Source organism: Moorena sp. SIO3I6, from assembly GCF_010672095.1.
Window position 1 is genome coordinate 106821 of the sequence record NZ_JAAHHU010000001.1, and the last position, 19977, is coordinate 126797.

Genomic DNA, 19977 nt, shown 5'->3' on the forward strand with positions numbered 1-19977 from the left:
CCCAATAGTTAAGGCCAATAACCAATAACCATTAACTATTAACCATTAACTCTAATAAATCCTTAGCCTTGCTCTGGATTGTTCTATACTCCTTAAGGATTGGTTCTATTCCTTCTTCTTCCTTTTCCACATAATCATCTAAATCTCCAAATACTCTTTTTATTTCTTCATATATCAGAGTATATTTGAATTTAAGTTGCTCTTTAATATCTGATATCAACTTAGTTTTATCACTATCTAATTTTTTGCTAATCTTGCTAATGATCATTCTTTTTTTAAGATAAAGCGCTCCCCCGGAAACTAAAATCCCAACTCCGGCAAATGCAGCACCGATAATATCCAATATTACTATTTCTGTTATCGCCATAAATAGGCCAGCAATTACTGTTACTGCCGCTCCACCTAATACATTGGTGGCGACTCCACTAGCGTTAGATTTTAAAGTATTGATAAACTCAGCATCTTCAAGGAGTTTAGATGCTTTTTGCTTAACGTCTTCAAACACCTCATGACGGCGCTCAATAACTTGGATAGATAGATGGCTATTACTGGAATAATTCTGGATAGTATTTAAATCTTGTATTAACGAATCAATTAGGTTTTTAATATCCCCTAAAAAATGGTGTGTCCCCTCTTTTAAGGTTTCTTCTAACGACACTTGTAGCTCTGGTTCATACTTGGCCTTGATCTGATCGATCCAGGCTTGGATCGAGGCATTTTTATTAACGGTACCAACAACGGACTTATTGATTAGTTTAGGAAAGGTGAAACCAGCGCTAAAATCGGATTTTATTTGCTCAGCAACTAGATCATAGTTGGCGGCTAACTTATCCACCAGTTTACTAATCTCATCTTGAGACTTTTTTTCACCGACAGCTAGTTTAGTTTTGATTCGTTCTACTGATGATTTATCCAGCTCTAGTTGCCGTTGGATAGATTTTAATTCATGCTCTAATTCATCAATCACGTTTTGAGTGCGATCGCTAATTGATTTCAGTTTAATTTTATAAGTCTCCCCACCGGTAACCATATCATTAATAAATCCTCTCACTTCCCTAAACCCACTCCCCTCTTCATTCCCATTGTTTTCTAATTCCGCTGATGTCGCAAAAACTATAGGAGACTCAATATGTCGTTGACTAGCATAGTCTTTAACTCTCTGAGTATTTCGGCTTAATTCTTCTGGTTTAGTTAAATCAGACTGTTGAAGTATAAAGACTACTTTTTTACGCCATTGCTCACTAACATAATCCAGGAGTTCCCAAGCTGTTTTATGATAGGGATTCTTAGCGAAAAATACAAAAAACACTAAATCACTGTTAGGAATATAGTTTTCAGTAATCTCTTGGTGGTTGTCCAGAATCGTATTCGTTCCAGGAGTATCGACAATTGATAAAGTTTTCAAAATGTCAATCGGTAAACCAATTTTTCGTAACGTTGGGCTAATCTCCTTTTCAAAAGGCTCCTCTGAATAAACAATTTGTTGAATAACATCCGTACATGGCTCAACATCAGTTTTACAAATTTCTTCTTGAAGGAGGGCATTAATAAAGCTACTTTTCCCGGCTTTGACTTCTCCAACAATAACTAATAAAAACGGTTCATTACTATTTTTTTGTATCGTCCTGATTTTTGACTGTAATTCCGGTTTATTGATTTGACTAACAAATTTATGCAAATCTTGTAACAGGTCATCAATATCAAGTTGGTGGTTGTACAAGACTTGATCAATAATTTGATTGTTCATTAAAATTACTCCCCTAGAGTATACTATCCTACCTAAATTAGGACAAAATAATTATTAAATATAGCTATGGTAGATTAATTATAGTTATTTTCAAAGCATATCGCAAGGTAAAAACTCTGATCAGGTAAACATTCAACTCTCAGCTGTCAGGCATCAGCCCTTGATTAGTCATTAATCAGTAGTCATTGGTCATTTGTCTAATGCGTTCGCGAACGGAACATCGCATCTTAACAAGACTCAGCCGTCAGGGATTAGCCCTGAATATTATTTCACTCGATTCTAGTTTGCGTTCGCGAAGCGGCTCGTACCGAGCATTATGAATCGGGGGGTAGAGTCCCAATGTTGACGAGACCCGAATCCCCTCATATCGTTGTAAATTTTCTCGAAGTGCTGACGCAGTTGAGGAAGAATAACCTTTAAAATCTCTCTCACGGTAACTAACTGAAATTGACAAAATTTGCTTATTGTCTAAGTTTAATACCTCTTGGCTAGGTTTGTCTAAAGACCATTGCTCAGGACTGAGCCACTGATCCAGTATAATGAAATTAAGTCGAAATGGCATAGTGCTTGTAGATAGCAAGACTAATCATGGCAGCAACACACATACGCTTTGACTGGGCGATCAAAAAACAACTGCGGGATAAAGCTAATTATGTTGTCCTCGAAGGCTTTATCAGCGAATTACTCGGACAAGTGATTACCATTGAATCAATACTAGAAAGTGAAAGTAATCCTCAGACACAAGACAATAAACTAAACCGGGTGGATATTCTAGCTCTCAATAGTGCCGGGGAGTTATTGCTAGTGGAGGTTCAAAATAGTTCGGAAAATGATTACTTTCAGCGGATGTTATTTGGAGTTTCGACTCTGATTACCGAATATCTGGATAAAGGAGAGCCTTATAGTCAAGTCAAAAAGGTCTACTCCATTAATATAGTTTACTTTCCCCTCGGCCAAGGAGAAGATTACATATATCAGGGTAAATTAAATTTCATCGGACGTCATATCCAGGACAGATTAGAGCCATCAAATCTCCAGAAGGAGTTGTTCAAAATTGAGCAGGTGTACCAAATATTTCCCGAATATTACATCTTGAGAGTGAAACAGTTTGATGATGTGACTAGAAACAGTTTGGATGAATGGATATATTTCCTTAAAAATAGTGAAATCAAGGAGGAATTCCAAGCCAGGGGATTAGCCCAAGCCAAGGAAAACCTGAGGATTGAGAGTCTACCGAATACCGAAAAGGCAGCCTATCAGAAATATCTGGAAGATAAACGGTATGAAATTAGTATGCTGGAAGGGGCAGAGGCAGTGGGAGAATTAAGGGGCAGAGAAGAGGGCAGAAAAGAGGGCAGAGAAGAGGGCAGAAAAGAGGGCAGAGAAGAGGGCAGAAAAGAGGGCATAGAGCAGGGCATAGAACAGGGCATAAAACAGGGCATAGAACAGGGCATAGAACAGGGCATAGAACAGGGCATAGAGCAGGGCATAGAACAGGGCATAGAGCAGGGCATAGAACAGGGCATTCAACAAGAACGTCGTGCTAGCTTGGAGCGAATACTTCAACTACGATTTGGAACGATTCCTTCAGAGATATCTGAAAAACTTCAAGGCTTAGATATCCAACAATTGGACAACTTGATGGCAACGGCATTAACAGCTAGTTCTTTAGATGAGTTTAGCAAAAATCTGCCGAATTAATGGCCAGGTGTTAAACTAGAAGTCTAAAGGAAATTAAGTCGAAATGGCATAGTGCTTGTAGATAGCAAGACTAATCATGGCAGCAACACACATACGCTTTGACTGGGCGATCAAAAAACAACTGCGGGATAAAGCTAATTATGTTGTCCTCGAAGGCTTTATCAGCGAATTACTCGGACAAGTGATTACCATTGAATCAATACTAGAAAGTGAAAGTAATCCTCAGACACAAGACAATAAACTAAACCGGGTGGATATTCTAGCTCTCAATAGTGCCGGGGAGTTATTGCTAGTGGAGGTTCAAAATAGTTCGGAAAATGATTACTTTCAGCGGATGTTATTTGGAGTTTCGACTCTGATTACCGAATATCTGGATAAAGGAGAGCCTTATAGTCAAGTCAAAAAGGTCTACTCCATTAATATAGTTTACTTTCCCCTCGGCCAAGGAGAAGATTACATATATCAGGGTAAATTAAATTTCATCGGACGTCATATCCAGGACAGATTAGAGCCATCAAATCTCCAGAAGGAGTTGTTCAAAATTGAGCAGGTGTACCAAATATTTCCCGAATATTACATCTTGAGAGTGAAACAGTTTGATGATGTGACTAGAAACAGTTTGGATGAATGGATATATTTCCTTAAAAATAGTGAAATCAAGGAGGAATTCCAAGCCAGGGGATTAGCCCAAGCCAAGGAAAACCTGAGGATTGAGAGTCTACCGAATACCGAAAAGGCAGCCTATCAGAAATATCTGGAAGATAAACGGTATGAAATTAGTATGCTGGAAGGGGCAGAGGCAGTGGGAGAGTTAAGGGGCAGAGAAGAGGGCATAAAAGAGGGCAGACAACAGGGGATATTAGAAGGCATTCAACAAGAACGTCGTGCTAACTTGGAGCGAATACTCCAACTACGATTTGGAACGATTCCTTCAGAGATATCTGGGAAAATCCAAGGTAATGATCTCCAACAACTGGACAACTTGATGGCAACAGCATTAACAGCTAATTCTTTAGATGAGTTTAGCCAACATCTGCCTTAACCATTGAACCTACCCTACGGGAACGCCAAGGGCGAACAACCTTTAACCCAACGATACAACAACTCCTAAACTTTCATTCCCAATCCTATCCACTGCTGACAAGGCATAGATTCCCGACTCTAGCGCTATCTCCAGCGTGGCTGAATTCAGGATTTTGTACAACCTCCAAACCCCATCTTGTTGTCGATAAAGGGTCCAATAACAAATTTCTCCATCACAAACTTTCTGCCAACTTAGCTTACCATCTCTTGCTCTGACATTACCTGGTGTCTTAGGTGGCTCAGTCTTTAACCACTCCATAGTAGGAACAACAGCAGGTTCAGAATATATAGAGCTTTTGAACTGGTCAACCACCTCTAAACGATTTTCTGTGAATACTTTCATGCTATAGAAAATATTTCCTAGGGAGAGTTGAGACACTAGATCGCGGCTAATTTCAACTTGTTCTTCATACTCAGAAATCGGCCACTCTTCTCCATCTAACTTACTGAGTCTATTCCCAGAATAAATGTGTCGATTTTTAGGATTATTTTCTGTCCACCATTGCAGTAAAACCGGATAACTTTGGGCAGGAGGCTCAATCCGCCAGTAAAGTTGAGGAGCAATATAATCGACCCAACCTTCTTCTAACCATTTTTTAGGGTCAGCATAGATAGCTTCATATTGATCTAATCCCTTAATTTGAGGAGGTTGTCCAGGACGATAAATTCCAAAAGGACTAATCCCAAATTTAACTGTTGGCTTAGTAGCTTTAATGCCAGTGTAGAGACGCTCAACTATCTTATTCACATTGTCCCTGCGCCAATCCCCCAAACTCAGTTCACCCCCAGCTTCCTGATAAGCTTCATAAGTTTTTTGATCAGGAAAATCTTGATCTTTGATAGGATAAGGATAGAAATAGTCATCCAGATGAATCCCATCGACATCATAACGACCCACTACATCCAGAATCACGTTATAAGTCCAGTCTTGAACTGTTTTTACTCCTGGATCCATCCACAATTGCTTACCGTATTGATACACATAGTTTGAATGGGTAACGCTGATGTGAGGCTTGACTTTTGTGGAAACTTGTGATCCTGTTGCAGCACGGAACGGATTAAACCAGGCGTGTAGTTCAATATTGCGATTGTGACATTCTGCGATCGCAAACTCCAGCGGGTCGTAAAATGGTTCTGGTGGTTGCCCTTGGGTACCTGTTAGCCATTCACTCCAAGGTTCTAATTCTGAGGCATATAAAGCATCTGCTGTAGGTCGTACCTGTAAAAACATAGCATTGAGGTTAAGTTCCTCAATCCGGTCAATAATCTCGATCAGTTCCTCTTGTTGGTTTTCAGCTGCTAGACCCTTTTCAGACGGCCAGTCAATGTTCCAGACACTGGCAACCCAAACTCCCCGAAACTCTCGCTGATGGCTAACCTCCCTAGTGGTTTGGAAAGCAACCGTGTATTTTGAGTTTAGGTCCGGCACCTGACCCAAATACGCCAAAGCTTGATAGATAAACGCTGCCACATCAGCACGAGTTGCCACTTGAGTGGGTCGCAGTCGCTTGGGATTGGGATAATTGACGATTATTTTAGCATCCGTAGCGGTGGCTATCCTGTCTCGGGCATAACCAGGAATTTTATCCACATCTTGATAGAGTTGGGGTAGCTCTATCTGTACATCCGATATCTCACTCAAGGGAAGGTTCAAGCCAGATGCGATCGCTACCAAGGCTTCCACTCGAACCAGATTAGTGTCTGGGCGGAAGCGATTACCAGGATAACCCGACATAAAGCCAGTTTCGTAAGCATATTGAATCGCCTCCAAAGCCCAGTGTTTCTGTGATACATCAATAAACTTCGGAGCAGATCGTTGTTTTTCGGGTTGGGAAAAAGCGTTTTTTAATATGGCAGCAAACTGAGATCGATTGATGGGTAGATTAGGTCGGAATCTGCCATCAGGGAAACCGCTAATCATTCCCTGATTGGCTAAACCTTCAATAAATGGCTTTGCCCAGTGATTTTCCGTATCAGGGAAGCCAGTTTTAGAAGCTACCATAGTTTTATTGCGAGGCATATTGGGGGCTTAACCGCAATTTTAGCCGCACCATTATAGCAAGTGGCAAATTAATATCAAGTTGCGTTTACAGATAGTCAATTCACCGATGGGGAGATGGTCAGAGGTCGTGATGGCAGGGAATAACTATATTGAATACATGAAAAGTCCCTAGATCAGACCGGATAAGTAATGAAGTGATCAGGGGTGATGGTAATAATTTGTGATTCAATAGTCTTTTGTCAGTTATCCCCTCATCCACTCATCCCCTCATCCGCTCATCTCCTCATCCGCTCATCCCTTGCTCTGGTGAAGCCATAGTTAAGCAATATCAGGGGGTTGATTGTTAGAATCTGACTTGGGTGCTGACCGGATTTGCTGTAGTTGAGCTTGTATTAAATTTCGTAGGTCCTCTCGAGAGACCTCTGAACCAACCGCTAAATTACCAGGTGTATCAAAGAAAACAGTACTAGTGACGGTGTCGATTGCCAACATCTGAAACAAAATGTGAGTGACTGGCACCCCGCACGCCATAAGTTGAGGATCCCAATCAGAATGAAAATTGGCAGCATCTTGAACAGTCGGAAAAGCATAAATAACATTTTTCTCCAGATCAGGGTTAGCACGATTACTCAGTGTCGTCAACACCCAACCTTGGTCAAGATTTTGGAGAATGTAATATTCCAGATGGTTTAGTTGTTCCGCCAGAAGTTTGAGTACTGGAGCGATCGCTTCAATCGCTTGAGGCGTCGTTCCATCTTGTGGAGCATTATCAATCAAATTGTTAATTTGTTCGTCTAATTCCATAGGAGCTATAGGGTGAGGAATTTGGCTGCACATAGTCTAAACCTAAATCAAATTTGTCGAGAGTACCTGTATGTTAGGGTCGTTATTGAATGAAAATCATGATGAGGGAAGTCTGCCTGGGCGTGGAAGGACTATTTGAACTGCTGTATAACGAACTCCGGCAGTCCACTCGTGCTTCTAAGCAAAACTGCCAGGACGTAGCAAGACGTATCGCTGATGAAGTTAATCGTATTTGCAATGAAAGTAATCGGATTCAAACCTCTGGGGATGTGGACAGCTGGGCTCAAAACCTCGCTAACCATCGTCTCAAGCAAGTTTGTCATTACTACAAACTGGGGTCGCTCCAAGGAAGGGTAGAACTACAGAGTACTCTTAGTGCGATTATCTACCGCTACATTACACCCCATCAAACGCCGACCAGTTACCAGGCGCGGCTGAATATGATTGAAGATTTCTTACAGGGATTCTATGCCGAAGCCTTAAATGCCTTTCGGCGGGAAACCTCCCTGGAGGAAACCTATCGTCCCCGCAGTCTCCTGGAACTATCAGAATATATGGCGTTTACAGAGCGCTATGGTAAACGACGTATTCCTTTACCCGGTCGCCGTTCCCAACAGTTGGTCATTCTACGTGCTCAAACCTTTTCCCAACAGCAACCTCCAGAAACCTCTGTGGATATGGATACAGCAGCGGAAGGAGCAGCACAGGAGTCAGATGCGACTTGGAATGATGCGGCGATCCAGCAGGTGCGGGAGGCAATGGTATTATCAGACTCTGAACCCCTAGACTCCAGCCTGCGGGAAACTGTAATCAAAGAATTATTCGCCTATCTCAAAGAACGCCAGCAACAGGATTGTGCGGATTACTTTACTCTGCGGCTGAAAGACCTGCCAACCAGGGAAATTGAGGAGATTTTAGGCATCAATCCCAGACAGCGGGACTATTTACAACAACGGTTTAAGTATCATCTGATTCGGTTTGCTCTGTCTCACCGCTGGGAATTGGTACATCAGTGGCTGGGAGCAGATTTGGATCGAAATCTGGGGCTAACACCAAAAGAATGGCAACGATTTCAACAAAAACTGAGCTCCCAACAGTCAGAATTACTTAAACTCAAACAACAAGGTTACTCCAATGAACAAATTTCTAAGACCTTGGGTTGTACACTAAACCAGGCACAGAAGCGATGGTTTAAGTTGCTCGAAATTGCCTGGGATATTCGTAATAGTTCAGTATCCGGATCCGGTAGATCTAAAGATGAATAGTGACATAGATAACAATATGGACGCTTTCTATAGCCGCTTAATGGCTTGGCTAAAAGAGTCCCGTCCCGCTGCTTCAATACCATCAAACGGTCAAGTAAACGATACTGTACCTCTGGGTGAGACAACAGCAGCGGATTTTGACTTTGATGTATATCCCCTGGATTTATCAGAATCACTGGACTTGGAAAACTTGAACATTGTCCCTAATCACAATGGCGAAGCGGCTTTAGACCGCATGTGGGTGAATTCACTAGAATCGAACACCCATGATGACCTTACACTAGGCGGTGAAATCCGCCGCTACAACTTGGGAGAGATGTCAACCGTGCAAAATCGTTTCCAGACGCTATTGAAGCGCAAACTACAAGCTCAAATTGAACTTAACCCACCTCTGTTTCCTTGGGAGACAGAAATTTCAGACTATGAAACTGATATTGTTGACGCAATAGCGGAGTCTTGGGTTTCCGGAGTTAGGTTTTGGATGCCACAGTTGTCTAACTTGGCCTTACCAACTGCCATACCAGAAAACGTTTTATCTCAATTGCTAGAAGCCTGCTCTGAGGCAGTGTCTTCCCAGTATCAGCTAGGAGCTAAACTGGTTAGGGCAGTTCAAAAGCTGTTTCCTGACGAATTCTATGCCCTTAACTCCTGGAGTGGCAGGATCTTGATGACACCTACCCGTTCTCCAGAAGAACAACTGCAATCCCTACCTTACGAAGAAGCTAACAATGAGCAAAAGATGGTCTTGGCTCTGTTAGCAGCTAAGGAAATTCTTACCACCCTCACCATTCCAGTTTCACCAAATCAAACTCCTGTGGAGCGCCAGTGGGAGACTAGTGCTGGTTTAGTAACTCTGCGAGCAGAATATCATCAAGAAGATGGTGTGTCTCAGCTACGGGTCAGCACTCGTTTGCCTAGAGGTGGTAGCTTGACTCTAGGTACACCTCAAGCCTCGGCAAAAGCAGAACGTACCTATCCAGGTTACCTGAGTGTAGAATCCTATGATTTACAACCCAATCAGATTTGTTCTATCGAGATTCGCTTCGATCATGGAGAACAGAAACCTTTGACCTTTGCAATCTGCCCGACAAATTAGTCAGAATACTTGCAGGTTAACAGGTTGCAGGTTAACAGGTTAGTAGGTTGCAGGTTAACAGGTTAACAGGTTGCAGGTTAACAGGTTGCAGGTTAACAGGTTGCAGGTTAACAGGTTGCAGGTTAACAGGTTAACAGGTTGCAGGTTAACAGGTTGCAGGTTAACAGGTTGCAGGTTAACAGGTTGCAGGTTAACAGGTTGCAGGTTAACAGGTTGCAGGTTAACAGGTTGCAGGTTAACAGGTTGCAGGTTAACAGGTTGAAGGTTAACAGGTTAACAGGTTGCAGGTTAACAGGTTGCAGGTTAACAGGTTAACAGGTTGCAGGTTAACAGGTTGCAGGTTAACAGATTAACAGGTTGCAGATTATAACCTTGGCCAATAGGCCACGCTACGCGAACAACATTCCAACCTTCAACATTCCAACCTTCAACATTCCAACCTTCAACATTCCAACCTTCAACATTCCAACCTTCAACATTCCAACCTTCAACATTCCAACCTTCAACATTCCAACCTTCAACATTCCAACCTTTAACATTCCAAGCTTGACATATAACCTCGGAGCGCATCTACCATGGTGAGTCAGTTTTGGCAGCGTCTTGAGGCCAAGCCATTGCCTCCTACAGAGGAGTCGATTTCGTTAAGGGTGTTGGTGCAGGCACTGGTAGTAGTAGGAATTGTGGCTGTTGATGTTGCCGCATCTACCTTCTGGAGTCTTTGGGCAGTACCCTTAAGTATTGTGGGAGCAACCTGGAGTTGGTATCGTCGTCGCCAACGTAACATTGCTCTGAAATTCTTGCTGGCATTGGGGATGTTGCTGGCATTGGGAGCCTTTTTGGGCAATGTGTTCAGTCAGCTCAATGATACCCGCTTGGCTCTAGCTCAGTTGTTAGTTCAGCTGCAGATTCTCCATAGCTTTGACTTGCCCCGCCGCAAGGATTTGGGCTATTCGATGGTAATTGGGCTAATCCTGTTGGGGGTCGCTGGTACTGTGAGTCAGACTCTGGCGTTTGCCCCTCTGTTGTTAGTATTTTTAGCGATCGCATTACCGGTTCTTGTCCTGGATTACCAGTCACGCTTGGGTATATCTACGGCTAAAAAAAGTAAAAAATTATACGGTTTTACTCCCAACTACTCACCCATACCCCTAAAGCGTCTCATTTTATTTATTGGTGTAATTATAGCGCTAGGGTTAACCATTTTTGCTCTGATGCCTCGTTTCCCTGGCTATCAAATCCAGATGTATCCCGTCAGTGCTCCTGGGGAAATGGCAAACCGGAGATTTGATTCACAAAATAGGTTAATTGTTAACCCTGGCTATGTGAGCGAAGGGAAACAGCAAGGGGAAAATGGTAGTGGTGGCTCTCAAAACGCTACGGGTGCTGGTGAGTTGGATCAGACATTTTACTATGGCTTTAATAGCAAGATTAACCAGAATCTGCGGGGAGAACTGAAACCTAAGGTAGTGATGCGGGTGCGTTCTCAAGCACCGGGATTTTGGCGAGTGCTAGCGTTTGACCACTACACGGGTCAGGGTTGGGAAATTTCTCGGGATAATCAAGTCCAGAAAATAACTCGACCAAGCTGGTCCTATCGCTTCCAACTCTTACCTGCCTTGATCACAGGTCAAACCAAAAAGGTAATTCAAACCTACACAGCTGTATCAGAACTGCCGAATCTGATTCCCGCTTTGGCCTATCCGAAGGAATTGTTCTTTCCGTCGCGGGAAATCGGTATTGGACCAGAAGGCAGTTTGCGATCGCCTTTAGGTTTATTAGAAGGACTGACCTATACCGTAATATCAGAAGTTCCATTTCGCGATCGCACTAAGTTGCAGCAAGCTGGGGATAACTACCCCAAGTCGATTCAAAACTACTATCTGGATATTCCCCCCCAAATTGCAGTGAGGGTCAGGCAACGTACTGAAGAACTCCTAGCCACTTCAGAGAAACCTCTTACCTCTTCCTATGAAAAAGCCTTGTATCTAGCCCAGGCGGTTAAGCAGCGTTATCGCCTGCCCCAAGACCCCTCACAATTCCCTTTTCTAGAAGAAAATCAAGATTTGGTGGAAGCCTTTCTCTTCAAGTATCAAGGTGGTTATCCCGACCACTTCTCCACCACCCTCACCATGATGCTCCGTTCCATAGGCATCCCAGCCCGATTAGTGGCTGGATTTGGCACTGGCGAATTTAACCCCTTTACCGGGTTTTACATCGTCCGCAATACCGATGCCTATGCCATGACTGAGGTTTATTTCCCTAAATACGGTTGGTTTGCCTTTGACCCCATCCCAGGTCATGAATTGCTGCCCCCCTCCGTTGAGCAATATCAAACCTTTAGTGTCTTGCGCCAGTTTTGGCAGTGGGTAGCAGGTTGGCTCCCCTCACCAATCACTGGTTTACTGAGCAACCTATGGCATTTCACCATTGGTACCATTATCCGAATATTTGTTGGATTGTGGAAGATGGTATCTAGTGGTTGGTTAGGTATGTTGAGCGGCTTGATTTTAGCGATCGCATTTGGTTTTCTGAGCTGGCTAGGTTGGCATCAGTGGAAAAACTGGCGCTATCGTTTCTGGTTGGCAACATTGCCACCAATGGAACAGATTTACCAGCAAATGATCAGGATTTTAGCAACCAAAGGATATCTCAAACATCCGACTCAAACTCCACTTGAGTACGCTAGCTGTATAAGTCAAGACCAGCCTAAAGCATCCGCTGAGGTAATTGAGCAGATAGCGCATGCTTATATCCGTTGGCGTTATGGAGGTCACAGACCTAATATTAAACAACTGCGGCGGCGACTGAAGCAGTTTAGCAAAAATAGGTTTAAGGTTTAAGGTTTAAGGTTGCTTGAAAGTCAACAGTCAACGGTTAACAAAAAGACTTTTGCTTTAATGGGGTTCATCTAAAGTATTTATATAATGACTGTTCTTCTACCTGCTGTTGTTTCGGTCGGTTTAATTATCCTGATTGGATTTATTGCTGGTCGCACGTTATCTCTGGACAAGCAAACTCTTTCTCAGGTATCTCTTTATATTCTCGTACCAGCGTTGATAGCAGACAGCTTGTATCGGACAACTCTGTCTACCGAAAGCACCATTGGTTTAGTCGCTGGGTTGATCATTACCGCTGTGTTGCTTTACCTACTGAGTTGGGGATTAGGCAAACTGTTGAAATTACCACCAGTTGTCCAAAAAAGCTTTATGGTTGCTGCTATTTTTCCCAATGCTGGAAACCTGGGGCTTCCTCTCAATTCCTTTGCCTTTGGTACACCGGGTTTAGAACGCGCTATAGTTTACATGATCACAGCTGCCTTGTTGATGTTTGCTATTTGTCCCGCCTTACTTAAAGGGGGTAGTATTAGTTCTGGAGTGCGCTTAACCCTAAAACTACCGCTACTCTGGGCAATGCTGGCAGGATTAACCTGGCGTTTATTGCGCTTAAAACTGCCTTTAGGGCTAGATCAGGGTATTCACCAGTTGGGTATGGCAGCAATCCCTATCGATTTAATTGTGTTGGGGATACAATTGTCCCGCACCCGTTTGGTTATAGGACGGTATGAGGTGCTCGCCACTACCTTGCGTTTGTTGGTAGCTCCGCTAATTGCCCATACCGTTGGTCAAGCATTGGGACTGGAGGGATTAAATTTACAGGTGTTGGTGTTACAAAGTGCCATGCCTGTAGCAATTAGTACGGTAGTTTTGGTCACTGAGTTTGGGGGAGATGCTCCCTTAGTAGCACGGACAGTGGTTTTGTCTACCTTAGTCAGTTTCCTTTCTCTTCCCCTAGTTTTGTGGGCGACTACTTAGTTAGTATGTATCTATCGATAAGAGCTAAACTAGAGAATTAACGGACATAGAACTGTAAAAGATTTAACAGGATCAGTAATTATCTGGATTACTAAAGCCAGGTTAATTTGCCATGGTTACATACAGAGATTATTTCTCTGACTATCATGCTTGAACTAGCGCTTTCAGCAATTAAAAGCAGTCATGAATACTCAACTTGCCAGTCCACCTGCTCAACACGACAGTTTAAATATCCCTACTCCCTGGGGGTGCGCTTGTCGCCCCCCCCAGCCTCAAGCAGGGCTGTTTCATTATAGAGCAAAAAGCTGTATAGTGAAGCAATAGCCCTAAAAATGGGCTAATTTCCCTTATATGCCATGGCTCATGGAGAAAAGCTTAATCGACTATCTCAAAGAAATACCTGATCATCGCAGTCCTCATGGTCTTCGTCATCCTCTGTGGCTGGTGCTTCTAATCATAATTATGGGGATGATGAGTGGTTATTGGGGTTATCGACAATTGGGTAGATTTGTAGAACGCCACCGCAGAGAATTGATTAATATACTTCAAATTCCCAATGCTCGTGTTCCTTCTTATTCAGCGATCAGAAGAGTCATGGTTAATTTAGATTACGAAAAACTCCAAATAGTGTTTAATGAATGGAGTAAACAGTATAGTGTGATTCCCTCTAATGAATGGATATCCCTTGATGGTAAGAGCCTCAAAAATACTGTTAGTAACTACGATCAGGCCCAACAAAACTTTATCAACTGTGTTTCGGCTTTTTCCCATCAAAGAAGATTAGTATTAGGGGTAAAAATGATGGAAAATAAGCAGGAGAGCGAAATTCCCGTCGTTCGAGACTTAATTGAATTATTAGATTTAACTGGTGTAGTCTTTACTTTTGATGCTCTTCATTGTCAAAAAAAAATCTGGCAGAGATCATCGATTCAGGGAATGACTATCTAGTTAAAGTAAAAAAAAATCAACCCAAATTATATCAACAAATAGAAACGGAATCAAAGCAGCAAACACCACGACAAAAAGTGATCCATCATGAAAAAACTAGAAACCGTAATACTGTACGTCAAATAGAAGTGTTTGAGCCACCAGAAAACCTTGATCCATTATGGATGGGTGTCGGTTGTGTCATTAAAGTCTCTCGGAGTGGAACTCGTGGTAATGAACCATTCAAAAGCATTAGTTATTATATGAGTTCAAAATCTCCTCAATCTCGTCGTTTGGTCGATGGAATTAGAGAACATTGGCTGATTGAAAATTCTCTTCATTGGGTCAAAGACGTCATTTACGAGGAAGATATTAGTCCCCAAATATCAGGATTTGCTCCAAAAAACTTATCTTTGCTCAAAACCTGGGTTTTAACCCTTCTTCGAGCACATGGCTTTGATTCGATTAAGGCAGCAATCAGCGAAATGAGCCATAATCTGAAATATATTCTCAGTTTTTGTACTTAAGAGTAATTATCTCCGATTATATTCTATTTTCTAGAGAATGAAACAGCCCTGCCCAGCCTCAAGGGGTAATAAATCTACTAACAACTCCCTGACCCATTAGCAGCGTTTTTAAGCATTTAGGCAATTTTTAAACAGGGTGCATTATATTTTCGGAGTAATATCAGGATGCATTTAACTATTATAAAAATTACCTGTTATCAGGTAAATATAGCTGATATGATACCCAAATTAAATTTGCTTATAAGGTGTTTTAAAATTCAATTTTTTTGCCAAACCAAAACCAAGTATGATCTTGAATTGATTAGCCACACTATTATCTAGTAAACCGAAACAAAAAATAACTTGGATGATCAGCAGAACAGTAGAACTACTAGTTCGTTTTGTTTGGCAATAGATGAATATTTTTTTTTATTTTGGGCAATCCTGAAGATACTCACGCTGCGCATATCAACCATGCTCTGACTAAGGCTGGAGGCAAGACAAACTATCTCGACACTTCTCTGTTTCCTACTAAATTACGACTATCTTGGCAGCCACACACTAAAGATGGACTTCTCACCCTATCCGATGGCTATCAATTACGTCTAAGAGATATTCGTAGCATCTTTTGGCGTAATTTTTCTGGAGTTCAAATTCCCCCAATCAAAAATATATTACAGCAGAGAGTTGCTTTTAATGATGCTATGAGTCCCCTAATAACGTTGATGCAAGGAAACTCAATTCACTGGGTTAAATCATGGCAAGCTTATGAATTTGATAAGGAAAAACCTCTACAATTGAGCAAAGCTGAACAAATGGGTGTAACGATTACCCATACTCTAATTAGTAATGATCCAGAGGCTATAATTAAATTTAGGAAGTCTTGTGACCAAGTGATTTTTAAGCCAGTCTATGGTGGTGCTCATGTCCAGTTTTTAACAGAAAAACATCTACAACCAGAACGACTAAACTTAGCCCTGCGGCTTTCTCCTGTTACTATACAGGAGTATATCCCTGGCACAAATATTCGCACCTATGTAATTGGGGACTCGATGTATTCGGCAGAAATTCGCTCCAAGTCGCTCTACTTTCGAGAAGATATCGATGCTCAATTGATTCCGGTCAGGCTGCCAAAGACCGTGCAAGAGCAGTGCAAAGCTATCACTAGAGCGTTTTGGCTCCAGTGGACGGCGATTTGGCGTTTAAAGCCCAATGGTGAATACGTGTTTCTTGAAGCTAACCCCAGTCCGATGTTTTTACACTTTGAGCAACAAACTGGTTTCCCTATCACCCAAGAATTAGTTAATCTTCTGATGAGTGATATCAATTGAGTCCTGAGTCGGAAAGTGCAGAGTTCCGACTCAACAGTAAACAGTCAACAGTTAAAAGTTAATAGTCAACAGTTAACAGTCAACGGTTAACAACATTAGTATTAGACTTACAAGCTAAGGTGTGAAAACCATTCATGACATGAACCGTTGGAGTATCGGGCATGGGTATTGTGTACCAATCATTCTCCGATTCTTCTCGGCTGATTATACTACCCTGGGAATCGTATTGTTCAAAACGCAATGTACGTATCGAACGCTCAGGGCAATTAACTTGAACCGTGATAATGGCAGAATACACTCCTGGTTCGAGAGGATTACCAAATACTATTCTACTATCAAAGGAGTGGATGGGATTGCCCATTTCATCAGTGGTGCTGACCAAAGAATCGATATCGAAGTAGTGGATATTGCCTGTCTGAGCATTTGACATGACTCTGACCCAACGCCTTGGTTTTGTCTGAGCTATAGCAGTCTGAGACAGGTAAGCGATCGCAGATAAGATTAACAGAAATTTACCCATAGAATTTACCAATAGTAGTATCAAACTATTAAGTATCAATTTAGTATCAACGGTGACAGCTGGGGTAGATGCCACTGTGTTATAGTTAATAGTAAACTCTAGCAGGATTTATTCAACTGTTTCCGAAGCAACCAGGCAAGCCCTATCACTCCTAAGGAGGCAGAAGAAACTGGTTCTGGTACAGACTTAGTCTTAGCCTTGTCTTGGGACTTCAGTGCGGCTAAGGTTGATTCCGCTATGATCTGATGGCCAGCTGTCGTTGGGTGGAAGCCATCCCAGAATACAAACTCGTCTGGATTAGCACAAGCAATAAACGTTGTTTCATCTAAGCACCCTTCCGTCACATTCGTGAAACCAAAGTTTCCAGGATTGGTCAAAATCTGATTAAATAGGTTATTGGCATCGAAGGATATCAGGTTAATGTCAGCTAAGGATTGGCTCAAAAGGTTAAGGGTGGAGTCCAACAGAGAGTTATGCTGCTCGCTCAAATCCGTGAGGCCAGACGATAATACACTATCTAGTCTCAGTGATTGAGGTATCTTTCCCAAATCTGGTAAGTTAAGCACTAGGAAATTGCGAGCACCAAAGTTATACAGGGAGTTCAGGGCTGTCTGTATATTGCTCACCACCTGGTTAGGATTAGGAGGGTCCGCACTCTGGTAATCATTAGCACCTGACCACAGAATATAGAGGGCGTTGGGGTCAGCCATCTGATCAGATAGGATTAGGTCATTGGTAAACCCTGGGACTTGGGTGAGTAATCCCGGTAACAACGCCCCGAATTCACCAAGGCCAGCTAATCCGGCTTGAGAACCACCAAAAGCAAAGTTTACGCTTTGATTAGTCGTCGCACCATTGAAGAAAAAACTCACCCGAGGGCCATCGGGAGTGATAGTGATTGGAGAAAGTATCGGCGATTCCGGTAATACCACGGACAAGTCAGTAGATGGCTTCACCTCTATGTCCAGAGCATCTGCTAGATAATCTACCCAGATAGGACCATTGCTAAAACGTCCCTGAAAGTAGGGTGGACTCTGGGGGGTGATGGGAATGGTGGGATTTAGCTGATTGCTTGCCTTACTGATATTGAACAAATTGCCAGAATCCGATAGGCTATCACCAAACACATAAAGATTACTAAAATCTAAATCATATGCCCTAGCTTCAGAGGGCAACATTAAAGAGAATAGAGAAAATCCGAAGGCCGTAATTGCGTTTTTCATCGTTGATTGTCTGTGATTGTGGGCAGGTTTCAAGCCAAAACTAAAAACCTACAGAGATAGAGTACTGCTTTGGGTGACTCTCGTTATTAAGATATTGCAAAATTTTTGGGTTATAGTATAAATAAACAATAAAGTATTAAAATAAATTTAATCAGCCTAGATATGGTATCATGTCCGGAAACATCGCTCTTGTAAAGCATGGGTAATTGATAATTGGTAATGGGGAATTGGTAAGTAGTGTGATTACTACCAAGCTATTCCCTATTCACCCTTACCGATTCCTAAAACAAACAACAACAAAGAATACTACCGAAACAACCGGACACGATCTGAAAGGTTAGTCGCTTTTAAAAAAAATACGGTTATGGCATTTAGATACTCTACCAGTGGTGCTACATCAGTCATTTCCAGAAGAGTAGCTGAAAAACATTCTACTTATTCTCCTAGCAAGAATGAACTCCATGATGTCCAGGAGCCGATTATCACTGCTCCCCTAGAAGTGCGCCGAATTATAGAGCGAGTCTTGCAGGCAGAAAAGGATAAACTCTATATGAAAACTCCCCGTAATATTAATGATGATATCCTGAAAATTGTCAAGGAAGAAGTTCAGTCAATAACCCCATCCTCTTAGGTTGGGGCTTGGGTAGACGACCAACTGTCCGTGTTTGACTAGACCATTGAGCCGAATTTTGGTACGAACATCCGGATGCTTCCCCAGTCCGGATCTCTTCAAAACTGTGTCGTCAGTTGCTGTTAGACAGGACATCTTAGATTCGGTGGTCGTTCGCGTAGCGTGGCCTACGGCCAGGGGACGGGTAATCAACCCAAATACTTTTCTCGTGAGGTTTATCACCATGCTACGAGTTCCAGTTATTTCACCTGATGGCAAACCATTGATGCCTACAAAAGCCTCTCGTGCTCGGCGTTGGCTTAATCAAGGTTTAGCTGTTATTTACCAAAACGATCTAAATGTTTTTGCTGTTCAGTTAGTCAACCAACCGTCTGGAGAACAAACTCAGGACATTGCTATTGGGATTGATCCTGGAAAAATGTTTTCTGGTATTGCTGTTCAGTCAAATAATGCCACTCTTTGGACAGGGCATTTAGTGTTGCCGTACAACAAAGTCCGCGTGCGCATGGATACTCGACAAATGATGCGAAAAACTCGTAGAAGCCGTCGAATAAACCGCAAGGTACCTTACTCGCAAAGGTCTCATAAACAAAAACGATTCTCAAATAGAGTAAGCAAAAAGGTACCTCCTTCAATTCGAGCAAACCGCCAGTTAGAGCAAAGAGTAGCCAAAGAACTTAGTCTTTTGTACCCAGTAAAAGTCATCGTTTATGAAATAGTCAAGGCTAGGGGAAACAAGGGTTTTTCTCCTGTTATGGTAGGCCAATATTGGTCAATATCTCAGCTAGAAAAAATAGCCCCAGTCACTCAAAAAAAAGGCTGGGAGACTGCTCTAAAAAGGGAAGCGTTAGGACTAGTCAAGGACAAAACCGACAAAAGTCGGCAGTCAGTCAACACTCATGCGGTAGATGGGATAGCTTTAGCTGCTACTCAATTCTTCCGGCGCAATAATTACTATCACAGTAAAGGCAAATTGAGTGTTCCAGAAAACTGCAATATAACTAACACTTTACTCTTTGTTATTAGACGTGCTCCTATAAGTCGTCGTCAATTACACCTGTTGCAATTTTCTAAAGGTGGAAAACGGCGCAAATATGGTGGAACAACTACTAGTCATGGTTTTCGCAAAGGAGATTATGTTGAAGCTGTTAAAGCCGGAAAAGTAACCCGTGGTTGGGTGAGCGGCGGAACAGCAAAACAGGTTTCCGTTAGCGATATCGATTGGAAGCGGATAGGACAATTCACTGCCCGCAAAGTCCGACTCCTAAAACGTTCAACGGGCTTAATTGTAAACCACTAATTGGAGGCGCGGCTTTCGTACCCACCCTG

19 protein-coding genes and 2 pseudogenes are annotated in these 19977 nt (G+C 42.4%); 14 read left to right on the top strand and 7 right to left on the bottom strand.

What is annotated here, in order from left to right; all coding sequences use genetic code 11:
• Positions 1 to 31: 31 nt before the first annotated feature.
• The gene (locus tag F6K49_RS00475) at positions 32 to 1747 is read right to left on the bottom strand and encodes a dynamin family protein (RefSeq protein ID WP_293028180.1); all 1716 of its coding nucleotides are present in this window, start codon (positions 1745 to 1747) and stop codon (positions 32 to 34) included.
• Positions 1748 to 1991: 244 nt separating this feature from the next.
• Positions 1992 to 2309, bottom strand: coding sequence for a hypothetical protein (locus F6K49_RS00480; protein ID WP_293028184.1), 318 nt, complete (start codon positions 2307 to 2309; stop codon positions 1992 to 1994).
• A 26-nt stretch (positions 2310 to 2335) separates the two neighbouring features.
• On the opposite strand from F6K49_RS00480, the gene F6K49_RS00485 reads away from it, so the two are divergent.
• Together F6K49_RS00485 and F6K49_RS00490 are read left to right on the top strand one after the other, a co-directional pair.
• The gene (locus F6K49_RS00485; RefSeq protein ID WP_293093163.1) at positions 2336 to 3448 is read left to right on the top strand and encodes a PD-(D/E)XK nuclease family transposase; all 1113 of its coding nucleotides are present in this window, start codon (positions 2336 to 2338) and stop codon (positions 3446 to 3448) included.
• 76 nt (positions 3449 to 3524) lie between these two features.
• Complete coding sequence (locus F6K49_RS00490; RefSeq protein WP_293093166.1) at positions 3525 to 4490, top strand: Rpn family recombination-promoting nuclease/putative transposase; 966 nt, start codon at positions 3525 to 3527, stop codon at positions 4488 to 4490.
• A gap of 42 nt (positions 4491 to 4532) precedes the next feature.
• Here the strand turns inward: F6K49_RS00490 and F6K49_RS00495 are convergent, their stop codons facing one another.
• Positions 4533 to 6533 (bottom strand): family 10 glycosylhydrolase, encoded by a 2001-nt coding sequence (locus F6K49_RS00495; protein WP_293028197.1) that lies wholly within the window; start codon positions 6531 to 6533, stop codon positions 4533 to 4535.
• A 318-nt stretch (positions 6534 to 6851) separates the two neighbouring features.
• The gene (locus F6K49_RS00500; protein WP_071102393.1) at positions 6852 to 7337 is read right to left on the bottom strand and encodes a hypothetical protein; all 486 of its coding nucleotides are present in this window, start codon (positions 7335 to 7337) and stop codon (positions 6852 to 6854) included.
• 101 nt (positions 7338 to 7438) lie between these two features.
• On the opposite strand from F6K49_RS00500, the gene hetZ reads away from it, so the two are divergent.
• The 9 genes and pseudogenes from hetZ to F6K49_RS00540 all read left to right on the top strand — a co-directional run bounded on the left by hetZ (position 7439) and on the right by F6K49_RS00540 (position 16274).
• On the top strand, positions 7439 to 8602 hold the full coding sequence (gene hetZ / locus F6K49_RS00505) for a heterocyst differentiation protein HetZ (RefSeq protein ID WP_293028231.1): 1164 nt from the start codon (positions 7439 to 7441) through the stop codon (positions 8600 to 8602).
• Positions 8595 to 9698, top strand: coding sequence for a hypothetical protein (locus F6K49_RS00510; RefSeq protein WP_293028205.1), 1104 nt, complete (start codon positions 8595 to 8597; stop codon positions 9696 to 9698). The genes hetZ and F6K49_RS00510 overlap by 8 nt, the downstream gene beginning before the upstream one ends.
• 47 nt (positions 9699 to 9745) lie before the next feature.
• Complete coding sequence (locus F6K49_RS53155) at positions 9746 to 9832, top strand: pentapeptide repeat-containing protein (protein WP_364301912.1); 87 nt, start codon at positions 9746 to 9748, stop codon at positions 9830 to 9832.
• On the top strand, positions 9814 to 9960 hold the full coding sequence (locus tag F6K49_RS53160) for a pentapeptide repeat-containing protein (protein ID WP_366510804.1): 147 nt from the start codon (positions 9814 to 9816) through the stop codon (positions 9958 to 9960). The genes F6K49_RS53155 and F6K49_RS53160 overlap by 19 nt, the downstream gene beginning before the upstream one ends.
• Positions 9961 to 10156: 196 nt before the next feature.
• Positions 10157 to 10234 (top strand): annotated as a pseudogene (locus tag F6K49_RS53165) (pentapeptide repeat-containing protein); the annotation flags it as partial.
• Positions 10235 to 10273: 39 nt separating this feature from the next.
• Positions 10274 to 12538 (top strand): DUF4129 domain-containing transglutaminase family protein, encoded by a 2265-nt coding sequence (locus F6K49_RS00520; protein WP_293093172.1) that lies wholly within the window; start codon positions 10274 to 10276, stop codon positions 12536 to 12538.
• Between the two features lie 84 nt (positions 12539 to 12622).
• Positions 12623 to 13510, top strand: coding sequence for an AEC family transporter (locus tag F6K49_RS00525; RefSeq protein ID WP_293040492.1), 888 nt, complete (start codon positions 12623 to 12625; stop codon positions 13508 to 13510).
• A gap of 363 nt (positions 13511 to 13873) precedes the next feature.
• Positions 13874 to 14964: pseudogene (locus tag F6K49_RS53170) on the top strand (ISAs1 family transposase).
• Positions 14965 to 15377: 413 nt separating this feature from the next.
• The gene (locus F6K49_RS00540; protein ID WP_293066448.1) at positions 15378 to 16274 is read left to right on the top strand and encodes a hypothetical protein; all 897 of its coding nucleotides are present in this window, start codon (positions 15378 to 15380) and stop codon (positions 16272 to 16274) included.
• 79 nt (positions 16275 to 16353) lie between these two features.
• Here the strand turns inward: F6K49_RS00540 and F6K49_RS00545 are convergent, their stop codons facing one another.
• Positions 16354 to 16869 (bottom strand): surface-adhesin E family protein, encoded by a 516-nt coding sequence (locus F6K49_RS00545; protein ID WP_293093181.1) that lies wholly within the window; start codon positions 16867 to 16869, stop codon positions 16354 to 16356.
• A 23-nt stretch (positions 16870 to 16892) separates the two neighbouring features.
• Positions 16893 to 18017, bottom strand: coding sequence for an SGNH/GDSL hydrolase family protein (locus F6K49_RS00550; protein ID WP_293093184.1), 1125 nt, complete (start codon positions 18015 to 18017; stop codon positions 16893 to 16895).
• A gap of 206 nt (positions 18018 to 18223) precedes the next feature.
• Here F6K49_RS00550 and F6K49_RS00555 point away from each other — a divergent pair, with 206 nt between their 5' ends.
• Positions 18224 to 18358 carry a hypothetical protein gene (locus F6K49_RS00555; protein ID WP_293066454.1) on the top strand — a complete coding sequence of 45 codons (135 nt, stop codon included), beginning with the start codon at positions 18224 to 18226 and terminating at the stop codon, positions 18356 to 18358.
• Between the two features lie 23 nt (positions 18359 to 18381).
• The gene (locus F6K49_RS00560; protein WP_293020310.1) at positions 18382 to 18648 is read left to right on the top strand and encodes a hypothetical protein; all 267 of its coding nucleotides are present in this window, start codon (positions 18382 to 18384) and stop codon (positions 18646 to 18648) included.
• Here the strand turns inward: F6K49_RS00560 and F6K49_RS00565 are convergent.
• Positions 18628 to 18873 (bottom strand): hypothetical protein, encoded by a 246-nt coding sequence (locus F6K49_RS00565; RefSeq protein WP_293020312.1) that lies wholly within the window; start codon positions 18871 to 18873, stop codon positions 18628 to 18630. The genes F6K49_RS00560 and F6K49_RS00565 overlap by 21 nt on opposite strands.
• Between F6K49_RS00565 and F6K49_RS00570 the strand changes: the two genes are divergently transcribed.
• On the top strand, positions 18872 to 19948 hold the full coding sequence (locus F6K49_RS00570; protein WP_293020314.1) for an RRXRR domain-containing protein: 1077 nt from the start codon (positions 18872 to 18874) through the stop codon (positions 19946 to 19948). The genes F6K49_RS00565 and F6K49_RS00570 overlap by 2 nt on opposite strands.
• Positions 19949 to 19977: the final 29 nt, after the last annotated feature.

Coding starts and splice junctions, on each gene's coding strand:
- F6K49_RS00475 (WP_293028180.1), bottom strand. CDS start 1,747: ATGAACAATCAAATTATTGATCAAGTCTTGTACAACCACCAACTTGAT.
- F6K49_RS00480 (WP_293028184.1), bottom strand. CDS start 2,309: ATGCCATTTCGACTTAATTTCATTATACTGGATCAGTGGCTCAGTCCT.
- F6K49_RS00485 (WP_293093163.1), top strand. CDS start 2,336: ATGGCAGCAACACACATACGCTTTGACTGGGCGATCAAAAAACAACTG.
- F6K49_RS00490 (WP_293093166.1), top strand. CDS start 3,525: ATGGCAGCAACACACATACGCTTTGACTGGGCGATCAAAAAACAACTG.
- F6K49_RS00495 (WP_293028197.1), bottom strand. CDS start 6,533: ATGGTAGCTTCTAAAACTGGCTTCCCTGATACGGAAAATCACTGGGCA.
- F6K49_RS00500 (WP_071102393.1), bottom strand. CDS start 7,337: ATGGAATTAGACGAACAAATTAACAATTTGATTGATAATGCTCCACAA.
- hetZ (WP_293028231.1), top strand. CDS start 7,439: ATGAGGGAAGTCTGCCTGGGCGTGGAAGGACTATTTGAACTGCTGTAT.
- F6K49_RS00510 (WP_293028205.1), top strand. CDS start 8,595: ATGAATAGTGACATAGATAACAATATGGACGCTTTCTATAGCCGCTTA.
- F6K49_RS00520 (WP_293093172.1), top strand. CDS start 10,274: ATGGTGAGTCAGTTTTGGCAGCGTCTTGAGGCCAAGCCATTGCCTCCT.
- F6K49_RS00525 (WP_293040492.1), top strand. CDS start 12,623: ATGACTGTTCTTCTACCTGCTGTTGTTTCGGTCGGTTTAATTATCCTG.
- F6K49_RS00550 (WP_293093184.1), bottom strand. CDS start 18,017: ATGAAAAACGCAATTACGGCCTTCGGATTTTCTCTATTCTCTTTAATG.
- F6K49_RS00560 (WP_293020310.1), top strand. CDS start 18,382: ATGGCATTTAGATACTCTACCAGTGGTGCTACATCAGTCATTTCCAGA.
- F6K49_RS00570 (WP_293020314.1), top strand. CDS start 18,872: ATGCTACGAGTTCCAGTTATTTCACCTGATGGCAAACCATTGATGCCT.
- F6K49_RS00565 (WP_293020312.1), bottom strand. CDS start 18,873: ATGGTGATAAACCTCACGAGAAAAGTATTTGGGTTGATTACCCGTCCC.